The organism is Hymenobacter sp. 5317J-9, assembly GCF_022921075.1.
Lineage (GTDB): Bacteria > Bacteroidota > Bacteroidia > Cytophagales > Hymenobacteraceae > Hymenobacter.
This window is the reverse complement of the sequence record NZ_CP095050.1, coordinates 756,140-773,379: the sequence shown is the minus strand read 5'-3', so window position 1 is coordinate 773,379 and position 17,240 is coordinate 756,140. Positions and strand designations below refer to the sequence as shown.

General features: G+C 64.4%; 13 protein-coding genes and 1 pseudogene. 7 read left to right on the top strand and 7 right to left on the bottom strand.

The features are described from left to right. Window positions 1–27 precede the first annotated feature (27 nt). The 3 genes from MUN81_RS03055 to MUN81_RS03045 all read right to left on the bottom strand — a co-directional run bounded on the left by MUN81_RS03055 (window position 28) and on the right by MUN81_RS03045 (window position 3,022). A complete protein-coding gene (locus MUN81_RS03055) occupies window positions 28–414 on the bottom strand; it encodes a hypothetical protein (RefSeq protein ID WP_245114922.1) in 387 nt (128 codons plus the stop codon). Beyond that, window positions 395–907, bottom strand: coding sequence for a hypothetical protein (locus MUN81_RS03050; RefSeq protein WP_245114921.1), 513 nt, complete (start codon window positions 905–907; stop codon window positions 395–397). Before MUN81_RS03050 ends, MUN81_RS03055 begins: the two co-directional genes overlap by 20 nt. 114 nt (window positions 908–1,021) lie before the next feature. Further along, on the bottom strand, window positions 1,022–3,022 hold the full coding sequence (locus MUN81_RS03045) for a dehydrogenase E1 component subunit alpha/beta (protein ID WP_245114920.1): 2,001 nt from the start codon (window positions 3,020–3,022) through the stop codon (window positions 1,022–1,024). 154 nt (window positions 3,023–3,176) lie between these two features. Between MUN81_RS03045 and MUN81_RS03040 the strand changes: the two genes are divergently transcribed. From MUN81_RS03040 to MUN81_RS03030, 3 genes and pseudogenes are all read left to right on the top strand, one after another. Next, a complete protein-coding gene (locus tag MUN81_RS03040; protein ID WP_245114919.1) occupies window positions 3,177–4,667 on the top strand; it encodes a glycosyltransferase family 39 protein in 1,491 nt (496 codons plus the stop codon). 76 nt (window positions 4,668–4,743) lie between these two features. Continuing rightward, the gene (locus MUN81_RS03035) at window positions 4,744–7,572 is read left to right on the top strand and encodes a TonB-dependent receptor plug domain-containing protein (RefSeq protein WP_245114918.1); all 2,829 of its coding nucleotides are present in this window, start codon (window positions 4,744–4,746) and stop codon (window positions 7,570–7,572) included. A gap of 138 nt (window positions 7,573–7,710) precedes the next feature. After that, window positions 7,711–8,954: pseudogene (locus MUN81_RS03030) on the top strand (pitrilysin family protein). A gap of 167 nt (window positions 8,955–9,121) precedes the next feature. On the opposite strand, the gene MUN81_RS03025 reads toward MUN81_RS03030, so the two are convergent. The 4 genes from MUN81_RS03025 to MUN81_RS03010 all read right to left on the bottom strand — a co-directional run bounded on the left by MUN81_RS03025 (window position 9,122) and on the right by MUN81_RS03010 (window position 11,588). Next, window positions 9,122–9,502 carry a hypothetical protein gene (locus MUN81_RS03025; RefSeq protein WP_245114917.1) on the bottom strand — a complete coding sequence of 127 codons (381 nt, stop codon included), beginning with the start codon at window positions 9,500–9,502 and terminating at the stop codon, window positions 9,122–9,124. Window positions 9,503–9,694: 192 nt separating this feature from the next. Then, entirely contained in the window at window positions 9,695–10,105 is a 411-nt protein-coding gene (locus MUN81_RS03020) for a hypothetical protein (RefSeq protein WP_245114916.1), read from the bottom strand. A 169-nt stretch (window positions 10,106–10,274) separates the two neighbouring features. Continuing rightward, on the bottom strand, window positions 10,275–10,658 hold the full coding sequence (locus MUN81_RS03015; RefSeq protein WP_245114915.1) for a hypothetical protein: 384 nt from the start codon (window positions 10,656–10,658) through the stop codon (window positions 10,275–10,277). Window positions 10,659–10,925: 267 nt separating this feature from the next. Then, window positions 10,926–11,588 (bottom strand): hypothetical protein, encoded by a 663-nt coding sequence (locus MUN81_RS03010; protein ID WP_245114914.1) that lies wholly within the window; start codon window positions 11,586–11,588, stop codon window positions 10,926–10,928. Window positions 11,589–11,687: 99 nt separating this feature from the next. Here MUN81_RS03010 and pheS point away from each other — a divergent pair, with 99 nt between their 5' ends. The 4 genes from pheS to bshC all read left to right on the top strand — a co-directional run bounded on the left by pheS (window position 11,688) and on the right by bshC (window position 17,222). Beyond that, window positions 11,688–12,737 carry a phenylalanine--tRNA ligase subunit alpha gene (pheS, locus tag MUN81_RS03005; RefSeq protein WP_245114913.1) on the top strand — a complete coding sequence of 350 codons (1,050 nt, stop codon included), beginning with the start codon at window positions 11,688–11,690 and terminating at the stop codon, window positions 12,735–12,737. Window positions 12,738–12,817: 80 nt separating this feature from the next. Continuing rightward, window positions 12,818–13,978, top strand: a complete 1,161-nt coding sequence (locus tag MUN81_RS03000; protein ID WP_245114912.1) for an acyltransferase — start codon at window positions 12,818–12,820, stop codon at window positions 13,976–13,978. A gap of 129 nt (window positions 13,979–14,107) precedes the next feature. Further along, window positions 14,108–15,421 carry a 30S ribosomal protein S12 methylthiotransferase RimO gene (rimO, locus tag MUN81_RS02995; protein ID WP_245114911.1) on the top strand — a complete coding sequence of 438 codons (1,314 nt, stop codon included), beginning with the start codon at window positions 14,108–14,110 and terminating at the stop codon, window positions 15,419–15,421. Window positions 15,422–15,620: 199 nt separating this feature from the next. Further along, on the top strand, window positions 15,621–17,222 hold the full coding sequence (gene bshC / locus MUN81_RS02990) for a bacillithiol biosynthesis cysteine-adding enzyme BshC (protein ID WP_245114910.1): 1,602 nt from the start codon (window positions 15,621–15,623) through the stop codon (window positions 17,220–17,222). The last annotated feature ends 18 nt before the right edge of the window (window positions 17,223–17,240 follow it).

The window sequence follows — 17,240 nt, the reverse complement described above, 5'->3', positions numbered from 1 at the left end:
AGTTGATTCCCCGACGGTTGGGCAAATTTATTTCTCGGCCTTGCCACCGTCGGCGTTACGAGGCTTGGTGCGCTGCTCTTTGCGCACCACGGTGGTGGTTTTGTCGCGGCGCAGGCCCAGAAAGCCGCGAGGCTTCACGCCGGGGGCCGTGCCCTTATAGCGCAGCTCCGGGTCGATTTGGGGCTGCGGCTGGGTACTCTGGCCGCGCTTGAGGCGGGCCGGCGTCACGTCGAGGTGGCTGTCTTTGAAGGGCGAATCGGTGCGCTTGGCCTCGCGCAGGGCGCGGCGGTTGGCGGCCTTCACCTGGGCCGGCTTTTCACGCGAAATCTGGGCCTGCGCCGTGCCGCCGCCCAACCACAGCAGCAGGGCCGCAGCCAGCCACAGCAACCGGCCGTTAGGGCTTGCTGCCGGCATCGTCGGGCGCGGGGTTGGGCGCGGGCTCGTCCTGCGGGGCTTTGGGAGCCACTTTGTGGTCGATGTCGTAGTTGGGTTTCTTGTGGAGGCCATATTTGAAGAAGTCCTTAATGGATTGCAAGGGACGGAACGGCTTGTGCTGCTTGTTCACCTTGCGGCGCTTGAGCTTGGGCTTTTTCATCAGCCCCTTCTTGTCGTAGCGCACCGTAGAGCGCTCGGGCAGCGTGCGGGGCTCGGTGGTGGTGGCCACCGGGGTGCCCATGGTGCCGCCGCTGGGCGTCGAGACGTCGGTGGCGGCTTCTTCGGTGTCGTCGCCGTTGGCCTTGGCTTTCTTATCGGCGTCGTGCTGAAACGACAGCAGGGCTTTTTCTTTCTTTTTCTTGGCTTCGAGCTGGGCTTTGTATTCGGGGGAAGGTTTGGGCGTGGGCAGGCGGTAGGGATGCACCACTTTGTGGTAGAGCGTGCAACTGCTCAGCAGCCATACGCCCAACAAAGGCAGAAGAAGAACAGAGGGTATACGAATAATCACCGTAAAACGTGCAAAGTCAGCGAGGAAGCAGAGGGAAGGTAAGGCTTGCGGGCGCGAAAACCGCGCCAACTTCGGCACCTAGTACTGGCGCAGGGCCTGCACCTGCTCGCGCAGCCGCTGCTGCGGCAGAAACGCGGCTTCCAGCGGCGGCGCAAACGGGATGGCCGTGTCCAGCGAGGCCACGCGGCGCACGGGCGCGTCGAGGTGCTCGAAGCAGTTCTCCCCTATCCAGGCCGCAATTTCGCCGCCGATGCCGCCCGTCATGGTGTCTTCGTGCAAAATGAGCACGCGGCCGTTTTTGGCCACGGTGCGGCGCACGGCTTCCTGGTCCCAGGGCAGCAGGGTGCGCAGGTCCAGAATGTCAGCCGATGCGCCCAGGTCCTGGCACACGTCGAGGGCCCAGCGCACGCCCATGCCGTAGGTGATGATGCTCAGCTCGTCGCCCTCGGCCGCCAGCGCGGCCTGGCCGATGGGCGTGGTGTAGTAGGCCGTCGGCACGGGGCCGCTCATGCTGCGGTACAGCATCTTGTGCTCGAAGTACAGCACTGGGTTGGGGTCCTCAATAGCGGCGCAGAGTAGGCCTTTGGCGTCGTGCGGGTTGCTGGGGTACACCACTTTCAGGCCGGGCACGTGCGTGAACCACGCCTCGTTGCTCTGGGAGTGGAACGGCCCGGCGGCCGAGCCCGCGCCGGTAGGCATCCGAATCACCACATCGGCGTTCTGCCCCCAGCGGTAGTGGCTCTTGGCCAGGTTGTTCACAATCTGGTTGAAGCCGCAGGTCACGAAGTCCGCAAACTGCATTTCCACCATGCTTTTCTTCTTCTTGATGCTCAGGCCCAGGCCCACGCCCACAATGGCCGACTCGCACAAGGGCGTGTTGCGCACCCGCGCCTTGCCAAACTCGGCCACGAAGCCTTCCGTGATTTTGAACACCCCGCCGTAATCGGCAATGTCCTGGCCCATGAGCACGAGGTCGGGGTAGCGCTCCATGCTCTGCTTTAAGCCTTCGGAAATGGCGTCGATGAAGCGCTTTTCGGGCACGGCGCCGTCCTGGGGCGCGGCCGTGACGGGCGCCTCGAAGGGCTGGTACATGTCGGCCATTTCCTCCTGAATGTTGGCCGTGGGCATGGGCTCAGCATCGGCTTCCTGCAGGCCAGCCTCGATGGCGGCTTTGATGGTTTCGCGGATGCTGTGCCGGGCGGTTTCGGTGAGCACGCCTTCGGCCAGCAGCCACTTTTCGTAGTTTTCGACCGGGTCCTTAGCGGCCCATTCTTCCATCAGGCTCTGGGGCACGTACTTGGTGCCGCTGGCTTCCTCGTGGCCCCGCATGCGGAACGTGAGGGCCTCCACCAGCACGGGGCGCGGGTTTTCGCGCAGGTCCTCGGCCAGGCGCTTCACGGTGGCGTACACTTCGAGCACGTTGTTGCCGTCGACCTGCACGGCTTCCATGCCGTAGGCGGGGCCTTTGTCGACGAAAGACTTGAAGCGGAACTGCTCGTTGCTGGGCGTGCTCAGGCCGTAGCCGTTATTTTCAATCATAAAAATGACCGGCAGCTGCCACACGGCGGCCACGTTCAGGGCCTCGTGGAAGTCGCCTTCGGAGGCGCCGCCGTCGCCGCTGTAGGTCAGGGTCACTTTGGGCTTTTTATCGAGCACGTCGGCCAGGGCAATGCCGCCGGCCACGGCCAGCTGCGGGCCGAGGTGCGAAATCATGCCCACGATGTGGTGCTCATTGGTGCCGAAGTGGAAGCTGCGGTCGCGGCCCTTGGTGAAGCCCGTGCGCTTGCCCTGCCACTGCGCAAATAGGCGGCCCAGCGGCACCTCGCGGCCCGTGAACACGCCCAGGTTGCGGTGCAGCGGCAGGATGTACTCGTCGGCCTCTAGCGCCAGGGTGCTGCCCACCGAAATGGCTTCCTGCCCGATGCCCGAAAACCACTTGCTCACCTTGCCCTGGCGCAGCAAAATCAACATTTTCTCCTCAATCAGCCGCGGGCGCAGCAGGTGCTGGTAGAGGTGTAGCAGGGTGTCGTTGGAGAGGTCCTGGCGGTCGAACTGAAGGGCCGTTGCGGTGGGAGTCATGGAGCAAAAGGGGTGGGTTGGGAAAGGCAAAGGTAGCGGGCAGGGATGGGCCGACGAACTGCCGTGCTGCGGCTCCGTGCGGCGTGCTAGCTTTGAACCGGCGGGGCGTCCACGGCCCGCGCCTTTCCGTTGCCCACTCTCATCTACTTCGCCAATGGCCGCCATTTCTCCCGCTTCGCGCCCGGCTGGCTGGCCCTACTTGCTACTCGCCGTAGCCGCCGGCAGCTTTTTGCTTTTCTGGAAGCTCGGCAGCATGCCCGCCCAGCAGTGGGACGAGGCTAGGGCCGGCATCCACGCCCTCGAAGCCCTGCGGCATCCTGGCGAGTGGCTGGTGTCCTACTACAAAGGCGCCCCCGACCTGTGGGTGGTGAAACCGCCCTTGCTGCGCTGGCTGCAGAGCTTGTGCTTTGCCACGCTGGGGCCCACTGAGTTGGCCCTGCGCTTGCCCTCGGCGCTAGCCGGGCTGGGCACGCTGGCGCTGGTGTGGGCCGCGGGGCGGCGCTGGCTGGGCCACCCGGCAGCGGGCCTGCTGGCGGCGCTGGTACTGGCCACTGCTGGCGGCTTCGTCACGCGGCACGTCACCCGCGGCGGCGATTACGATGCCCTGCTTACCATCTGCACCACCGGCGCCGTGCTGAGCTGGCTGGGCTACGTGGCCAGCGGGCGGGCGCGGCTGGCTTGGGTCACTGGCATAGCATTGGCGCTGGCCGTGCTCACCAAAGGCGTGGCGGGCGTGCTTATCGGGCCGGGCCTGCTGGCGCTGGTGGGCGCTACCGGCAGCTGGCACCGCCTGCGCCGGCCGGCGCCGTGGCTGGCGGCGGCGCTGGTGCTGGCCGTGGCCGCCATCTGGTATGGACTGCGCGAGCGGGCGGCCCCCGGCTACCTGGCCGCCGTGTGGCAAAACGAGGGTCCGGGCCGCTTCGGGGCCGTCATTGAAAACAACGAAGAACCCTTCCACTGGTACATCAGCAAAATGGTGGAAGCCAAGTTCAGCTTCTGGCTGGCGGCGGCGCTGCTGGGCTACGTGCTGGGGTGGGCGCGGCCCCGCGGCAGCCGCGGCTGGTGGCTCACGCGGGCCACGGCTGCCGCGGCGGGCGGCCATCTGCTGATTATTTCGCTGGCTCGCACCAAGCTGGCTTGGTATGATGCGCCGCTCTACCCCCTGCTGGCGTTGCAGGCGGCGGCGGGCCTGTGGTGGGCCGGGCAGGCCGTGGTGCGCGAGCGCGCTTGGCGCCTGCGGCCGGCCGTGCTCACGGGCGCGGTGCTGCTGGCCGTGGCGGGCCCCTACGCTGCCCGGCTGGCCCAGCTGCGCGAGTGGTACCAGCGCCGCTTTGAGCTGCCGCAGCTGCTCTACGGCAACCACCTGCGGGCCCAGGTGGACCAGCACCCGGAGCTAAACGCCTACGCGCTGGCCACCGACGGCACCTTCAACGACAGCCCCGAATACTACCGGCAGGTCTACGCCACGCAGCATCAGCATCGCATTGCCCGCACCGAGCCTGACGCGGCCGGCACGCTGGCGCCGGGCACCGTGCTGGTGGCTTGTGGAGCGGCTGCGGCCCGGCCTTGGCTGCAGCGCTACCAGTGTGAGGTGCTGGTGCGCACAGATTCCTGCTTTACGCTGCGGCTGGGGGCATTGCGCTAGCGGTTAGGCCCCAAGCCTGTGCAAACGGCAGGGTCCGCGCATCTAGCTTCGGACAGTTTCTTTCCCCTTTTTTCCAATGAGTCGAATTCTACCAGCTGCACTTCTGGTTTTTTCCATCACGGCCGCTCAGGCTCAGCAAATTGATACGCTGACTGCCCGCCGCGTTGCCGTGCGCGGCACGATGTCTGATAGTATTATCCCACAACTAGTGCAGACGTTTAGCCACCGCACTATTTACTGTCCTGTTCAAATCATCGTCAATCACTGGACGCCACCGTCTTTTCTCACCATTCAGCCCATCCTGACCCAGGTACCCGGCGTGCAGGTAACGCCCACTTCCGGCGCCCCAGGCGCCTGGGCCACGGTGCGCATTCGGGGCGGCAGCAGCTTGGCCGACACCGACCAGCCCCTGTACCTGGTGGACGGACTACCAGCGCTGAATGCAGATTTTGCCCCCGGCGCAGCCATCAGCGAGGGGGTGGCCTTTGGGGCCGGGCCCGAAGCCGCCCGGGTGGGCGCCAACCCGCTGTTGTTTGTGCCGACGGAGGACGTGGAAAGCATCACGGTGCTGCAAGGGGCGGTGGCCACGGCCCAGTATGGGGCCCAAGGCAGCAACGGTGTGATTGCCATCACGACCAAGCGCGGCGGCAAGTCGGGCCAGAAACAGCCATTGCGCGTGCGCTACGCCGGTTTCGGCGGCGTGCAGCAGGTGCGCCAGCGGTATAGTCTGCTGAATGCCCGTCAGTACGCCGACCTGGCAAACGAAGCCGAAACAACGGCGCGTCCCGGTTTCGGCGTCCCGTTTCCATCGCCCGACCTGGAGCGCCTCGGCGCCGGCACCGACTGGCAGGCGGAGCTATTCCGCACAGCTTTTCTACAAAACCATCACCTTGCCTTCGATGGCAGCAGCGCCCGCACCCGCTACGCCCTGAGCGCCGACTACCTGAACCAGGCCGGCGTGGTGCAGCACTCCAACCTGACCCGCTATGCGTTGCGCCTCAACCTGGACCAGCAGCTTAGCTCGCAGCTGCGCGTTTCGCTGAACGCCGCGGCGGCCCACATCGCCCACACGCTGCCCGGCCAGGGGGCGGTGGCGGCCGCACTGCTGGCGCCTCCTACCCTGCCGGCCCGCCAGGCCGACGGCCGCTACTACCAAACCAATAGTTATTACCCATACTCCTTCCCGGGCACATTTTTCAATCCGCTGGCCATTGCCAACGATGCGGGCTACGAGGGCACTACGCGGCGCTTGCTGCTACAAGCCGGGCTGCACTACCAACTGCAACCCAATTTCCGGGTGAGCTTATCGGCCAGCCACGAAGGGGCCGGCACCGATGGTACCGACCGTACACTTTTTGCTTTGTTTGGGGGTGGCCCGCCCCCTGCGCCCGACAACGTGCGCAACACCACGCTCACTACCGCCGCCACCGTGGCCCAGCTGCAGTTGGCCTACGACCATCATTTCACCGAAGACCAACTGCTGGCGTTGGAGGCCACTGCGGGCAGCCAGAGCTACCGCCTCGAACAAACCACCCAGCAACTCGCGCCCGGCTCTTCATATAGCAACAGCGCCACCACCAACTACACCCTCTACAACGCCGCCCTGGTGGCCAGGTACAGCTACCGGGAGCGCTACGAAGCGCTGGCTTCGCTCCGGGCCGACGTGAACCAGGCCACATTTTACCGCAACGCCCCGACGACTACTTCCTGGCTACCGGGCGCCGAGCTGCGCTGGCACCTGCACCACGAAAATTTTCTATCGGGCTCTCAATTCCTGCAGACGCTTACGCTGTGGGCGGCAGCGGGCCAGACCAGCAACACGGGCCTGGTGAGCAGCGGCCTGGGCAGCGGGGTGCAGGCCGGCCAGGTGGTTGTGGGCGGGTCCGTGGGGCCGCCGGTGCCGGTTGCGGCGCTGCCCTACCCGGCTTCGGCCCTGCCGCGCACCACCCAGCTGGAAGCCGGCCTGCGCGTGGGCCTGTGGCAAAACCATGTGCTGCTCGATGTGGACGCTTACCGTCGCACCACCGCCCACGTGGCCGTGCCGCAGCTGGTCCCGACTCCTTTGCCCACGGGCGTGGGCTACGTGTTTCAGCAGCGCGACGCGGACCTGCGCACCCAGGGCCTGCAGCTGAGCGCCAGCAGCACCTGGGCCATTGGCAAGCTCAAGGGGAACAGCCGCGTGGCGGCGGCACTGCTGCAGCAGCGCGTGCTGGCGGTAGCCGATGGCCCGCTCGGCGGGGGCGCGGCCGTTGCGGTGGCGGGGCTGGTGGTGGGCGAGGCCCCGCACCCCTACCTGCTGTATGAGCGGCTGGGCGTAGCCGCCAGCGGACAACCCGCCGCGGGGCAGGTGCGCTACCAGGATTTGGACGGCAACGGCCGCCTGAACGAGGCCGACGCCCGCTACCAGGGCACGGTCCTGCCCACTCGCCAGTTCACGCTCACCCAGACCCTGACGCTCGGGCGCTTCACCCTGGATGTGCAAGCCGATGCGCTGGGCGGCCACCAGCTGCTAAACACTACCTTGGCCCGCCTGGAGCTGCCCACCGGCGCCACCAATGGCACCACCCGCCTGCTCGACCGCTGGACGCCCACCGCCAACAACCCCGACATTCCGCAAGCTTCTGCCAGCAGCAGCATCGTGCTGGCCCGCTACGATTCGGGCACGCCGCAGTCGGCCGCCAACCTGCGCCTTAGCCAGCTGACGCTCAGCTACGACCTTCGGCCCACCAGCCCCCACCCCATGAGCGTGTGGGTGGGCGGCCAGAACCTGTTCGTGCTCACCCGCTACCGCGGTTTCGACCCCAACGTAAGCAGCGGCGGCGCCACCCTGCTGGCCGCCGGCTACGACACCAATGCCTACCCCGTGCCGCGCACCTGGCTATTGGGCGTAAGGGCCAGCTTTTAGCGGCGCCTGGTTTGATGGCGGTGCTTAGCCAGCGCACGAATTCTCATCAGGCATTGACAGGCCGGCCCATTTTCCCGTAGACCTTTTTGCCAGTGGGGCTGTTAAGTTTGCTCCACTTGTATTGCTCCAGCTTTATCAATGATTCATTTCCAGGAATTCACCCTCGACAACGGCCTTCGCTGCATCGTACACGAAGATTTTTCTACCCCCATGGCCGTGCTCAACGTGATGTACGACGTGGGCTCGCGCGACGAAGACCCCGGCCACACGGGCTTTGCGCACCTGTTTGAACACTTGATGTTTTCGGGCTCGGTGAACATTCCGAGCTACGACGAGCCGCTGCAGCGCGTGGGCGGCGAAAACAACGCCTTCACCTCCAGCGACGTCACCAACTACTACCTCTCGCTGCCGGCGGCCAACCTCGAAACCGGCTTCTGGCTGGAAAGCGACCGGATGCTGAACCTGGCCTTCTCCGAAAACGGCCTGGAGGTGCAGCGCAAAGTGGTGGTGGAAGAATTCAAGCAGAGCTACCTCAACCAGCCCTACGGCGACGTGTGGCTCAAGCTCAAACCCCTGGCCTACCACACCCACCCCTACCAGTGGAACACCATCGGCAAGGAGATTTCGCACATCGAAAACGCCGTGATGGACGACGTGCGCGGCTTTTTCCAAAAGCACTACGCCCCCAAAACGCCGTGCTGGTGGTGGCCGGTGCCGCCAGCGCCGACGAGGTGCGCCGCTTGGCCGAAAAGTGGTTCGGGCCCATTCCCGGCGGGCCGACCTATCAGCGCCAGTTGCCGCAGGAGCCCCCGCAGCAGGAAGCCCGCCACCTCACGGCCCAGGCCCCCGTGCCGCTCTCGGCCCTCTACAAGGCCTACCACATGCCGGCCCGCAGCGACGCCCGCTACAATTCCGTCGACCTGCTGAGCGACATGCTGGGCCACGGCAAATCGGCCCGCCTGCACCAGCGCCTGGTGAAAGAGAAGGCCCTGTTCAATAACATTTCGGCTTCCCTCACCGGCTCCCTCGACCCCGGCCTGCTCGTCATCAGCGGCAAGCTGAACGCGGGCGTGGACCTGAAAACCGCCGACGCAGCCGTGGAAGAAGTGGTGGCCGAATTCCTGGCCGAAGACGTGAATGCCCAGGAACTCGAAAAAGTAAAAAACCAGGCCGAAAGTAGCTTGGTTTTCGGTGAAATCGACCTGCTGAACCGCGCCCTCAACCTGGCCTACAGCAAGCTGCAGGGCGACGCCAACCTAGTGAACGAGGAAAGCGGCCGCATTCAGGCCGTGACGGTGGCCAGCGTGCGCGCCGCGGCTCAGGAAGTGCTGCGGCCCGAAAACTGCAGCACTCTCTATTACGAAGCGGTGGCGCAGGACTAGCCGGCCTGCGGCGCAAATAATTGACGCAAAACAATAAACGGTCATGCTGAGCGCAGTCGAAGCATCTTTACCGCACTAAAATTGATTAGTAGCACGGTAGAGATGCTTCGACTGCGCTCAGCATGACCGTTCTTTTTTGGCCGCTGTTTTATAAAGTCCGGATTTTCCTACTTGCGCTTGGCTTTCACCTTGGTTTTGGCGGGGGCTACGGGCAGATTGCTGTCGCGGCTCAGGGAGCTGTTGGCGGGCTTGGTGTAGCGCGGGCGGGGCGTGCGGTTGTCGTTGTAGCCGCCGTTGTTAGTGTAGCCCACCTGCCGGCGCATGGGCGTGGCGGGAGCCAGGTACATCGAGCCATTTTTGATGTCTTCGGGCACGCCGGCGCCATAGGGCTTGCCGGTGTGGGGGTTGATTTTCACGGCCGGCTTGGCCTTGCGGGGGCCGCGCGTGGAGTAAGGGGTGATTTTCTTGCCGCGGTTGCCCGTCTGGGCCGAGGCGTCGGTGGCGGCGATGGCCAGCAACAGGAGCGAAAGGAAAATGTAGCGAAACATATGGGCTGGTATTAGAGAGGAAACAGAAAAAGTGCGGACGCCAAAGCGGTGTGAGCCGGACCCAAAGCACCCCGGCTCCCACTCATACGCACAACGGCCCGAGGCGGATGGTGCGCAAAGCGGAAGCCGGGGCCGGACAAAGCCAAACAGCCGGCCCGAGGTTCCGTCCTGGGGCCGGCTGAGCGGGCAGTATTAGTTGCCGAGCGTGGTTTGGGTAGCGGCGGGCTTGCGGGGCGGGCGCACGCTGTAGGGGGTCAGGCCGTTGCTGGTGCGCACGTGCACGGGCATGCCGGGCGCGGCCGAAATGTTCTGGTTGTCGATTTCGCCGCGGGACGTGCTGGCGGGCAGCACCGACTCGGGCGAGCCCCAGCCGTCGTTCGAAGCCACGGCGGTTTGGGTGTTGTTTTCGATGGGCGGCCAGCCGTCGTTGAGAGGCGCGGCGGGGGCCGACTTCACGGCGACGCGGCGGGCTTTGGCGGCTTTGCGGGCGGCTACTTTGGTGGCGCGGGCCGTCTTTTTGGTCGAGGCCACCGGGGTGGTTTGGGCGCTGGCTTCAGCCAGCAGGAACATCGACAGGGCAAGGGTGAGGAACGAACGAAGCATGGCTGAAGGAGTGAGGAGTGAAAGGAAGAAAAGTTGGTTACCGTTGTTGTATGGGCATATTCCAAAGGCGTGCCAACTTTTTCAACCTGCTCATCAGCGCCCAAAAAAATGCCCGGTTGGCACGCAAATGCATACCAACCGGGCCATTGCATCGACCAACTCCCGCCTTTTATCGCGGGGTGAGCGTGGTGCGGCTTTTGGTGCGCACCGGGGCGGGTCCATCGTATTTACCCACCTTCTTGGGGTTGTCCACGTTCACGGGCATGCCGGGAGCGGCGTATATGCTTTGCCCCTTGCCGTCGGCGCTTTCGGTGGAACCCACCGCGCCGTTGCCGCCGGGGCCGATGTCGTTGCGACCACCCGCTGCGGCCGTGGTATTAGCAGCGGCAGCGCGCGTGGTGGTGGCGGCCCGGGCAGGAGCGGCCGCTTTAGCCGCCGGCCGGGCGCCGGATTTGCGGGTTGTAGTAGCTGTTTTGGTGGTCGGTGCGGTTTGGGCGGCGGCTTCGGCCACCACGGCCAGCGCCAGTACACCGGAAAGAAGCATGCGGAACATAAGCAAGCGGGTGAAGGGTGAGAAGATTCAGCCGCAGGCGCCCGAAACGGCCGTTTCGGGCGCCTGCGGCTGCAACGAGGGGGGTTGGCACTCAGCCCAAGTAAAAGCGAGTCTGCCCTCGCCTCGGGCTAACGCCTTTGGGCATACGCAAAACCCTGCCCTGCGGTCCGGTACGGCCTCACAAAACCCCAAAACGCCACACGGCCCGGCCATTCCACTACGGGAACGACCGGGCCATGTGCTTACCTCCAACGCGGAGGCGCTGGCCTACCAGCCGAGGGGCTCAGGCGCCTTTTTCTTGGGCGCGGGAGCTTTGGCCGGGGCCTTGGTAGCGGTTTTGGGCTTTTCGGCAGCGGCGCCGCCTTTGGCGGCAGTGGCGGCGTTGCCGGCCATGGCATCAGCCGCCGGGGCGGGCTCGGGGGCCGGGGCGGCGGCAGCCGGGGCAGGTGCCGCAGGTGCCGGAGCGGCGTCTGCCACGGGGCGCGGCGGCCAGGGCTTTTCGCGGCGGGGCTTGCGGTTGAGGCGACGCTCGCGGGCGGCAATGGCGTCGTCCTGCATCACGTGGCGGCCACCGCGCATCATCACCGGGGCGCCGGGTGCTACCGAAATGCCCTGGCCAATGCTGGCGCTGCTCGGAGACGAACCGCCACCGGCGGCGGCACCAAAGCCTTTGTCATCAGCAGCGGCGGGGGCGGCGGCAGCTTCAGGCGCGGGCGTGGCTTCGGGGGCGCCCGGAGCAGCGGCCGCACCGCCATTTTGCGTGGCTTTCTGACCAGCCGCGGTGGAAGTGGCGGCCTTGGTGGTTTTCTTGGCAGGGGCTTTTTTCGGGGCATCGCCCCAGCCGCTGGAAGGAGTGTCCCAGCCGCTCTGGGCCGAGGCGGTGGAAGCTAATCCGCCGAATACGAACAGAAAAAATAGCGCACGTTTCATGACAAAGGCTTTAGTGGGGGTGGATACGGAATCGGGGTAACTGAATGTGTTCGTGAATCGTTCGGCAGGGGCCGGGGCCTTGCCGTAACTTTGCGGCCTATGATGCAGGAATCCATTGCCGCTCTTACGGCCGAAATTACGAAGGCCGAACTGAATAATCCCGCCGAACTCGACGCATTTCGCATCAGCTACCTCGGCCGCAAGGGCCGGCTGGCCGACTTGTTCGACCAGCTCAAGACCGTGCCTAATGAGGAAAAGCGCGCGGTAGGCCAGCAGCTCAATGCGCTGAAGCAGCAGGCCCAGGCCCGTTTCGACGAAGCACAGCAAGCCGCCGAAGCCGCCGCCGACAACGCCCCGGCCAACCCCGATTTCGACTACACCCTGCCTGTGGTGCCCAATGCCCTGGGCACGCGCCACCCGCTGAGCCTGGTGCGCGAGGAAATGTTGCGCGTGTTTGCCCGCATCGGCTTTGCCGTGGCCGAGGGGCCCGAAATTGAGGACGACTGGCACAACTTCACCGCTCTCAACTTCCCCGAGAACCACCCGGCGCGCGACATGCAGGACACGTTTTTCGTGACCCCGCCCGTGGGCAGCGAGCCCGGCACCCAGCCCCACCTGCTGCGCACCCACACCAGCACGGTGCAGGTGCGCGTGATGGAAACCGAGCCCCTGCCCATCCGGCGGGTGATGCCGGGCCGCGTGTTCCGCAACGAGGCCATTTCGGCCCGCGCCCACATGATGTTCCACCAGGTGGAAGGCATTTTCATTGACGAAGGCGTGAGCTTCGCCGACCTCAAGCAGACGGTGTACTACTTCGTGCAGGAGCTGTTCGGGCAGGACATCAACATCCGCTTCCGCCCCAGCTTCTTCCCCTTCACCGAGCCCAGCGCCGAGATTGACATCACCTGCCTCATTTGCAAAGGCGCGGGCTGCAACATCTGCAAATACTCGGGCTGGGTCGAGATTGGCGGCTGCGGCATGGTGGACCCCGCCGTGCTCGAAAACGCCAAGATTGATTCTGAGAAGTACTCCGGCTACGCCTGGGGCATGGGCATCGAGCGCATTGCCATGCTCAAATACCAGATAAAGGACCTGCGCCTGTTCACGGAAAATGACATGCGCTTCCTGCGGCAGTTTGAAGCGCTGTAAGCAGACGTATTCTATTCAATACCAAGGAGCGGGGCATGGTTGGCGACAACCGTTCCCCGCTTTTTTGCATCTCTGCCGGTATGCCGCCTCCCCTACCCTTGCCCACCACCCGCACGCCGCTCGACCCATTCCTGAGCCATAAGCTGAAGTTTTGGTCGCTGATGGCCATGGTGCTGCTCATTTACGTGCACGCCTACAACCTGCACCCGCGCTACCTGCAGCCCTTCACGCCCGTGCAGGAACCGCTGTCGGTGGGCACCTGGCTGCAATACTTCCTGGCCAATGGAGTGCTGCGCTTTCGCATCCCCATTCTGTTTGCCATCTCGGGCTACCTGTTTGCCCGGCACGAAGGCACGGCGCCGCACGCCCAGCGCGTGAAACGCCGGCTGCGCACGCTGGGCCTCCCCTTCCTGTTGTGGAGCCTGATGTGGCTGGGCGTGCTGTGGGCCCTGGAGCAGTTTCCCCTCACGAAACAGGCGGTTATTGATGCCGAAATCAGCCCGTTCTGGCCCCGCCAGCTGCTGAGCCAGTACTCGAGCGCCGAGTTGGTGCAGCGCTGGTTGCTGGTGCCAGCACCGTTTCAGCTGTGGTTTTTGCGCAGCTTGCTGGTGTGCAACCTAGCGTATCCATGGCTGCGCACGGCCATTGCGCGGCGGCCGGCCATTTATTTCGGCGTGGCGGCGCTGCTGTGGTTTTTCATGGTGCCCCTGCCGCTCGTGGAAGGCGACGGGCTGCTGTTTTTTGGGCTGGGCGTGTGGCTGGCCCTGCGCGACAAGGACGTACTGACGCGGCCCGCCTGGCTACGGCTGTGGCTGATGGTTGGGCTGTGGCTAGGCACGGCGGCCGTGAAAACCTGGCTGGCGTTTCACGCGGGGCCGCCGTTTTCGCTGCCGGTGGCGCTGACTATGCTGGCGCTGCACCGCGTGGGCGAAATCAGCGGCATGCTGGTGGCGTGGTTTGGGCTGAACGGGGTGGTGCGCGGGTGCATGGCGCGCGGCTGGTTCCGCTGGCTCACGGGCTTTTCGTTCATGATTTACGTGCTGCACGTGCCGCTCGTGAACTATGCCACGGAAGTGGTGTTGCGCTACGGCCGGGGAGTGCCGCACCTGCATTTGCTTACCTATTTGCTGCTGCCGCTGCTCGTCGTCGTAGTGAGCGTTGGCGTAGGGGCGCTGCTGCGCTGGGCGGTGCCCGGGGTTTATGCAGTGCTGACCGGTGGGCGGGGACTGGCTACGTCGTAATTTTGTATTCCCAACCGGACTGCCCACCCCGGCGCATTTTATAAAAGCTCTTATTTCAGCCGTTTCAGGCGGCCCGCTACTCTTCCGAAATCCGCCTTCCCGGTGCGCGTTTCGACAAATTTGTGATTCATGAAGGTTAGAAATCAAACCACCAACAAGGTCAACGTCATCACCTTGGGCTGCTCCAAAAACCTCGTGGACAGCGAAGTGCTGATGGGCCAGCTGCAAGCCAACGCCTTCGACGTGACCCACGAGTCGGAGAAGTCGGACGCCAACATCGTCATCATCAACACCTGCGGCTTTATTGATAACGCCAAGCAGGAAAGCATCGACACCATTCTGCGCTACGCCGACGAGAAAGAAGCCGGCCGCCTCGAAAAGCTCTACGTGACGGGCTGCCTCTCGCAGCGCTACAAGGACGAGCTGGAAGTGGAAATCCCGCAGGTAGACGCCTATTTCGGCACCCTGGAGCTGCCCCAGATGCTGAAAGTGCTCAACGCCGACTACAAGCACGAGCTTATCGGGGAGCGCCTCATCACCACGCCCAAGCACTACGCCTACTTCAAAATTGCGGAGGGCTGCAACCGCCCCTGCTCGTTCTGCGCCATCCCGCTGATGCGCGGCAAGCACGTGGACCGGCCCATCGAGGACTTGGTGAAAGAAGCCAAGCGCCTGGCCGGCATGGGCACCAAAGAGCTCATTCTCATTGCCCAGGACCTGACCTACTACGGCCTGCAGGCCTACGGCGAGCGCAAGCTGGCCGACCTGCTCCGCCACCTGTCCGACGTGAACGGCATCGACTGGATTCGCCTGCAGTACGCCTATCCCTCGCAGTTCCCGCTGGATGCGCTGGACGTGATGGCCGAGCGCGAAAACATCTGCAAGTACCTCGACATGCCCCTGCAGCACGGCTCCGACAACATGCTGAAAACCATGCGCCGCGGCATCACCAAGCGCCGCACCATGGAGCTGGTCGACACCATTCGGCAGCGGGTGCCGGGCATTGCCCTGCGCACCACGCTCATCGCCGGCCACCCCGGCGAGACGGAAAAGGACTTCCAGGAAATGTATGATTTCGTGGAGCAGACGCGCTTTGAGCGCCTAGGCATCTTCACGTACTCGCACGAAGAAAACACCCACTCGCACACGCTGGTGGATGATGTGCCAGCCGAGCTGAAGCAGGAACGTGCCGACGCCATCATGGAACTGCAGCAGGGCATTTCGATGGAGCTGAACGAGGCCCGCGTGGGCCAGACTTACAAGGTGCTGTTCGACCGCAAGGAAAGCGGCCACTTTGTGGGCCGCACCGAGTTTGACTCGCCCGAGGTAGACAACGAAGTGCTGGTGCCGGTAGAGAAGGACACGTTCGTGCGCCTCGGCGACTTCGCCAACGTGAAGATTGATTCGGCGTCGGATTTCGACCTCTACGGGCACTTGGTGTAGAGACGCAATATTTTGCGTCTCGTCGTTGAACGGCTTGCGTTGAACGACACCCATGCAGCGCGGACGACGAGACGCAAAATATTGCGTCTCTACCTCGTTCAAACCAACCAAAAGTAACTTTTCCGGCGGGGCCGGGTTTTGTGCGGACTTTTGCCACTGGCTTAAGGGTTCGCACCGAACCCGGCCCTGCTCTTTGCCCATGCCCACCACCTGTAGCACTCTGTCCTACGCCGAAACCGGCGCTTTCTCCGGCCTGCTGACCGATTACCTGGCCCAGAAACCCGAACTGGCGCCTTTCTACCACCGCTTTCCGACGCTGGAAAACTTCGCGGCGCAGATGGAAGAAAAACAGGCCAGCTACACGCCCGAAGCCCGCAAGCGCCTGGTGGCCGCCCTGCGCGACCAGTACGGCTTCGCCCCCGAGCCCGAGCCGGCCATCGAAGACAGCCTGCTGCTGCTGGCCGAGCCCACCACCTTCACCGTGACCACCGGGCACCAGCTCAACCTGCTCACCGGGCCGCTGTATTTCATCTACAAAATCGTTTCAACCATCAAGCTGAGCCGGCAGCTGAAGGAAAAATACCCGCAGTACGACTTCGTGCCGGTGTACTGGATGGCCACGGAGGACCATGACTTTGCCGAAATCAACCACTTTTCGCTCTTCGGCAAAAGCTATTCCTGGGACGCGGCCACCCCCGGCGGGCCGGTGGGCCGTCTGCCCCTCGACGGTCTGGCCGAGCAGCTGCTGAGCCAGCTGCCGCCCGAAGTGCCGGCCGCTTTTCACAAGGCCTACGCCGAGTCGAAAAACCTGGCCCAGGCCACCCGCAAGCTGGTCGACTCGCTGTTTGGTGAGTATGGCCTGGTGACGCTGGACGCCGACCGCCCCGCCCTGAAAAAGGCGCTGGTGCCGGTGCTGGAGCGCGAGATACAGGAGCAGGTGTCGAACGCGGCGGTACAAGCCACCAACGCGCGCCTCACCGCCGCGGGCTACAAGCCGCAGGTGTATTCGCGGCCCATCAATCTGTTTTTCATCACCGACGAAGGCAAGCGCGAGCGCCTCGAACCCGACGCCAGCGGCGCCGACTGCGTGGAAGTCACCATCCGCAACACGGCCAAGTGCCATAGCCAGGCCGAGCTATTGGAACTGGCCAGGCAGCACCCCGAGCAGTTCAGCCCCAACGTGGTGCTGCGGCCCGTGTACCAGGAAATCCTGCTGCCCAACCTCGCCTACATCGGCGGCGGGGCCGAAGTGGCATACTGGTTCCAGCTGAAGGACGTGTTTGCGGCCTTTGGCGTGCCCTACCCCATCGTGCTGCCGCGCAACTCGGCCGAGTACATCAGCCGGGCCAACGCGGGCAAGCTCAAGAAACTGGGCCTGACCACGCGCGAAATTTTCCGCCCGCTGCCCGAGCTCAAAAAGCAGGTGGGCGCCGCCCTGGGCCAGGAAGAAATCAGCCTCAAGGTGCAGCAGCAGGCCCTGGCCGCCGCCTTCCAGCAAGTGCAGGATCTGGCTCAACGCCTCGACCCCACCTTGGTAAAAACCGTGGCTGCCGAAGCCCAAAAAGCCGCGGGCGGCCTCGCCGGCCTCGAAAAGCGCCTGAGCAAAGCCGCCGAAGCCAAGCACGAAACGGCCTACGCTCAACTCGCCGCCCTCAAGGAAAAGCTCTTCCCCGACGGCGGCCTGCAGGAGCGCAGCGAGAACATCCTCAGCATTTTAATAAACAACCCGGGCTTCATCCGGCAGCTGCTGGAAGCGTTTGAGCCGCTGGCGCTGGAGTTTACCGTGCTGTGCGAGGAATAGGGTAGTTTTGGCGCAGTG

Excerpts from the sequence above, each read along its gene's own strand:
- MUN81_RS03055 (WP_245114922.1), bottom strand. The coding sequence starts at position 414 with ATGCCGGCAGCAAGCCCTAACGGCCGGTTGCTGTGGCTGGCTGCGGCC.
- MUN81_RS03045 (WP_245114920.1), bottom strand. The coding sequence starts at position 3,022 with ATGACTCCCACCGCAACGGCCCTTCAGTTCGACCGCCAGGACCTCTCC.
- MUN81_RS03040 (WP_245114919.1), top strand. The coding sequence starts at position 3,177 with ATGGCCGCCATTTCTCCCGCTTCGCGCCCGGCTGGCTGGCCCTACTTG.
- MUN81_RS03035 (WP_245114918.1), top strand. The coding sequence starts at position 4,744 with ATGAGTCGAATTCTACCAGCTGCACTTCTGGTTTTTTCCATCACGGCC.
- MUN81_RS03025 (WP_245114917.1), bottom strand. The coding sequence starts at position 9,502 with ATGTTTCGCTACATTTTCCTTTCGCTCCTGTTGCTGGCCATCGCCGCC.
- MUN81_RS03020 (WP_245114916.1), bottom strand. The coding sequence starts at position 10,105 with ATGCTTCGTTCGTTCCTCACCCTTGCCCTGTCGATGTTCCTGCTGGCT.
- MUN81_RS03015 (WP_245114915.1), bottom strand. The coding sequence starts at position 10,658 with ATGTTCCGCATGCTTCTTTCCGGTGTACTGGCGCTGGCCGTGGTGGCC.
- MUN81_RS03010 (WP_245114914.1), bottom strand. The coding sequence starts at position 11,588 with ATGAAACGTGCGCTATTTTTTCTGTTCGTATTCGGCGGATTAGCTTCC.
- pheS (WP_245114913.1), top strand. The coding sequence starts at position 11,688 with ATGATGCAGGAATCCATTGCCGCTCTTACGGCCGAAATTACGAAGGCC.
- MUN81_RS03000 (WP_245114912.1), top strand. The coding sequence starts at position 12,818 with ATGCCGCCTCCCCTACCCTTGCCCACCACCCGCACGCCGCTCGACCCA.
- rimO (WP_245114911.1), top strand. The coding sequence starts at position 14,108 with ATGAAGGTTAGAAATCAAACCACCAACAAGGTCAACGTCATCACCTTG.
- bshC (WP_245114910.1), top strand. The coding sequence starts at position 15,621 with ATGCCCACCACCTGTAGCACTCTGTCCTACGCCGAAACCGGCGCTTTC.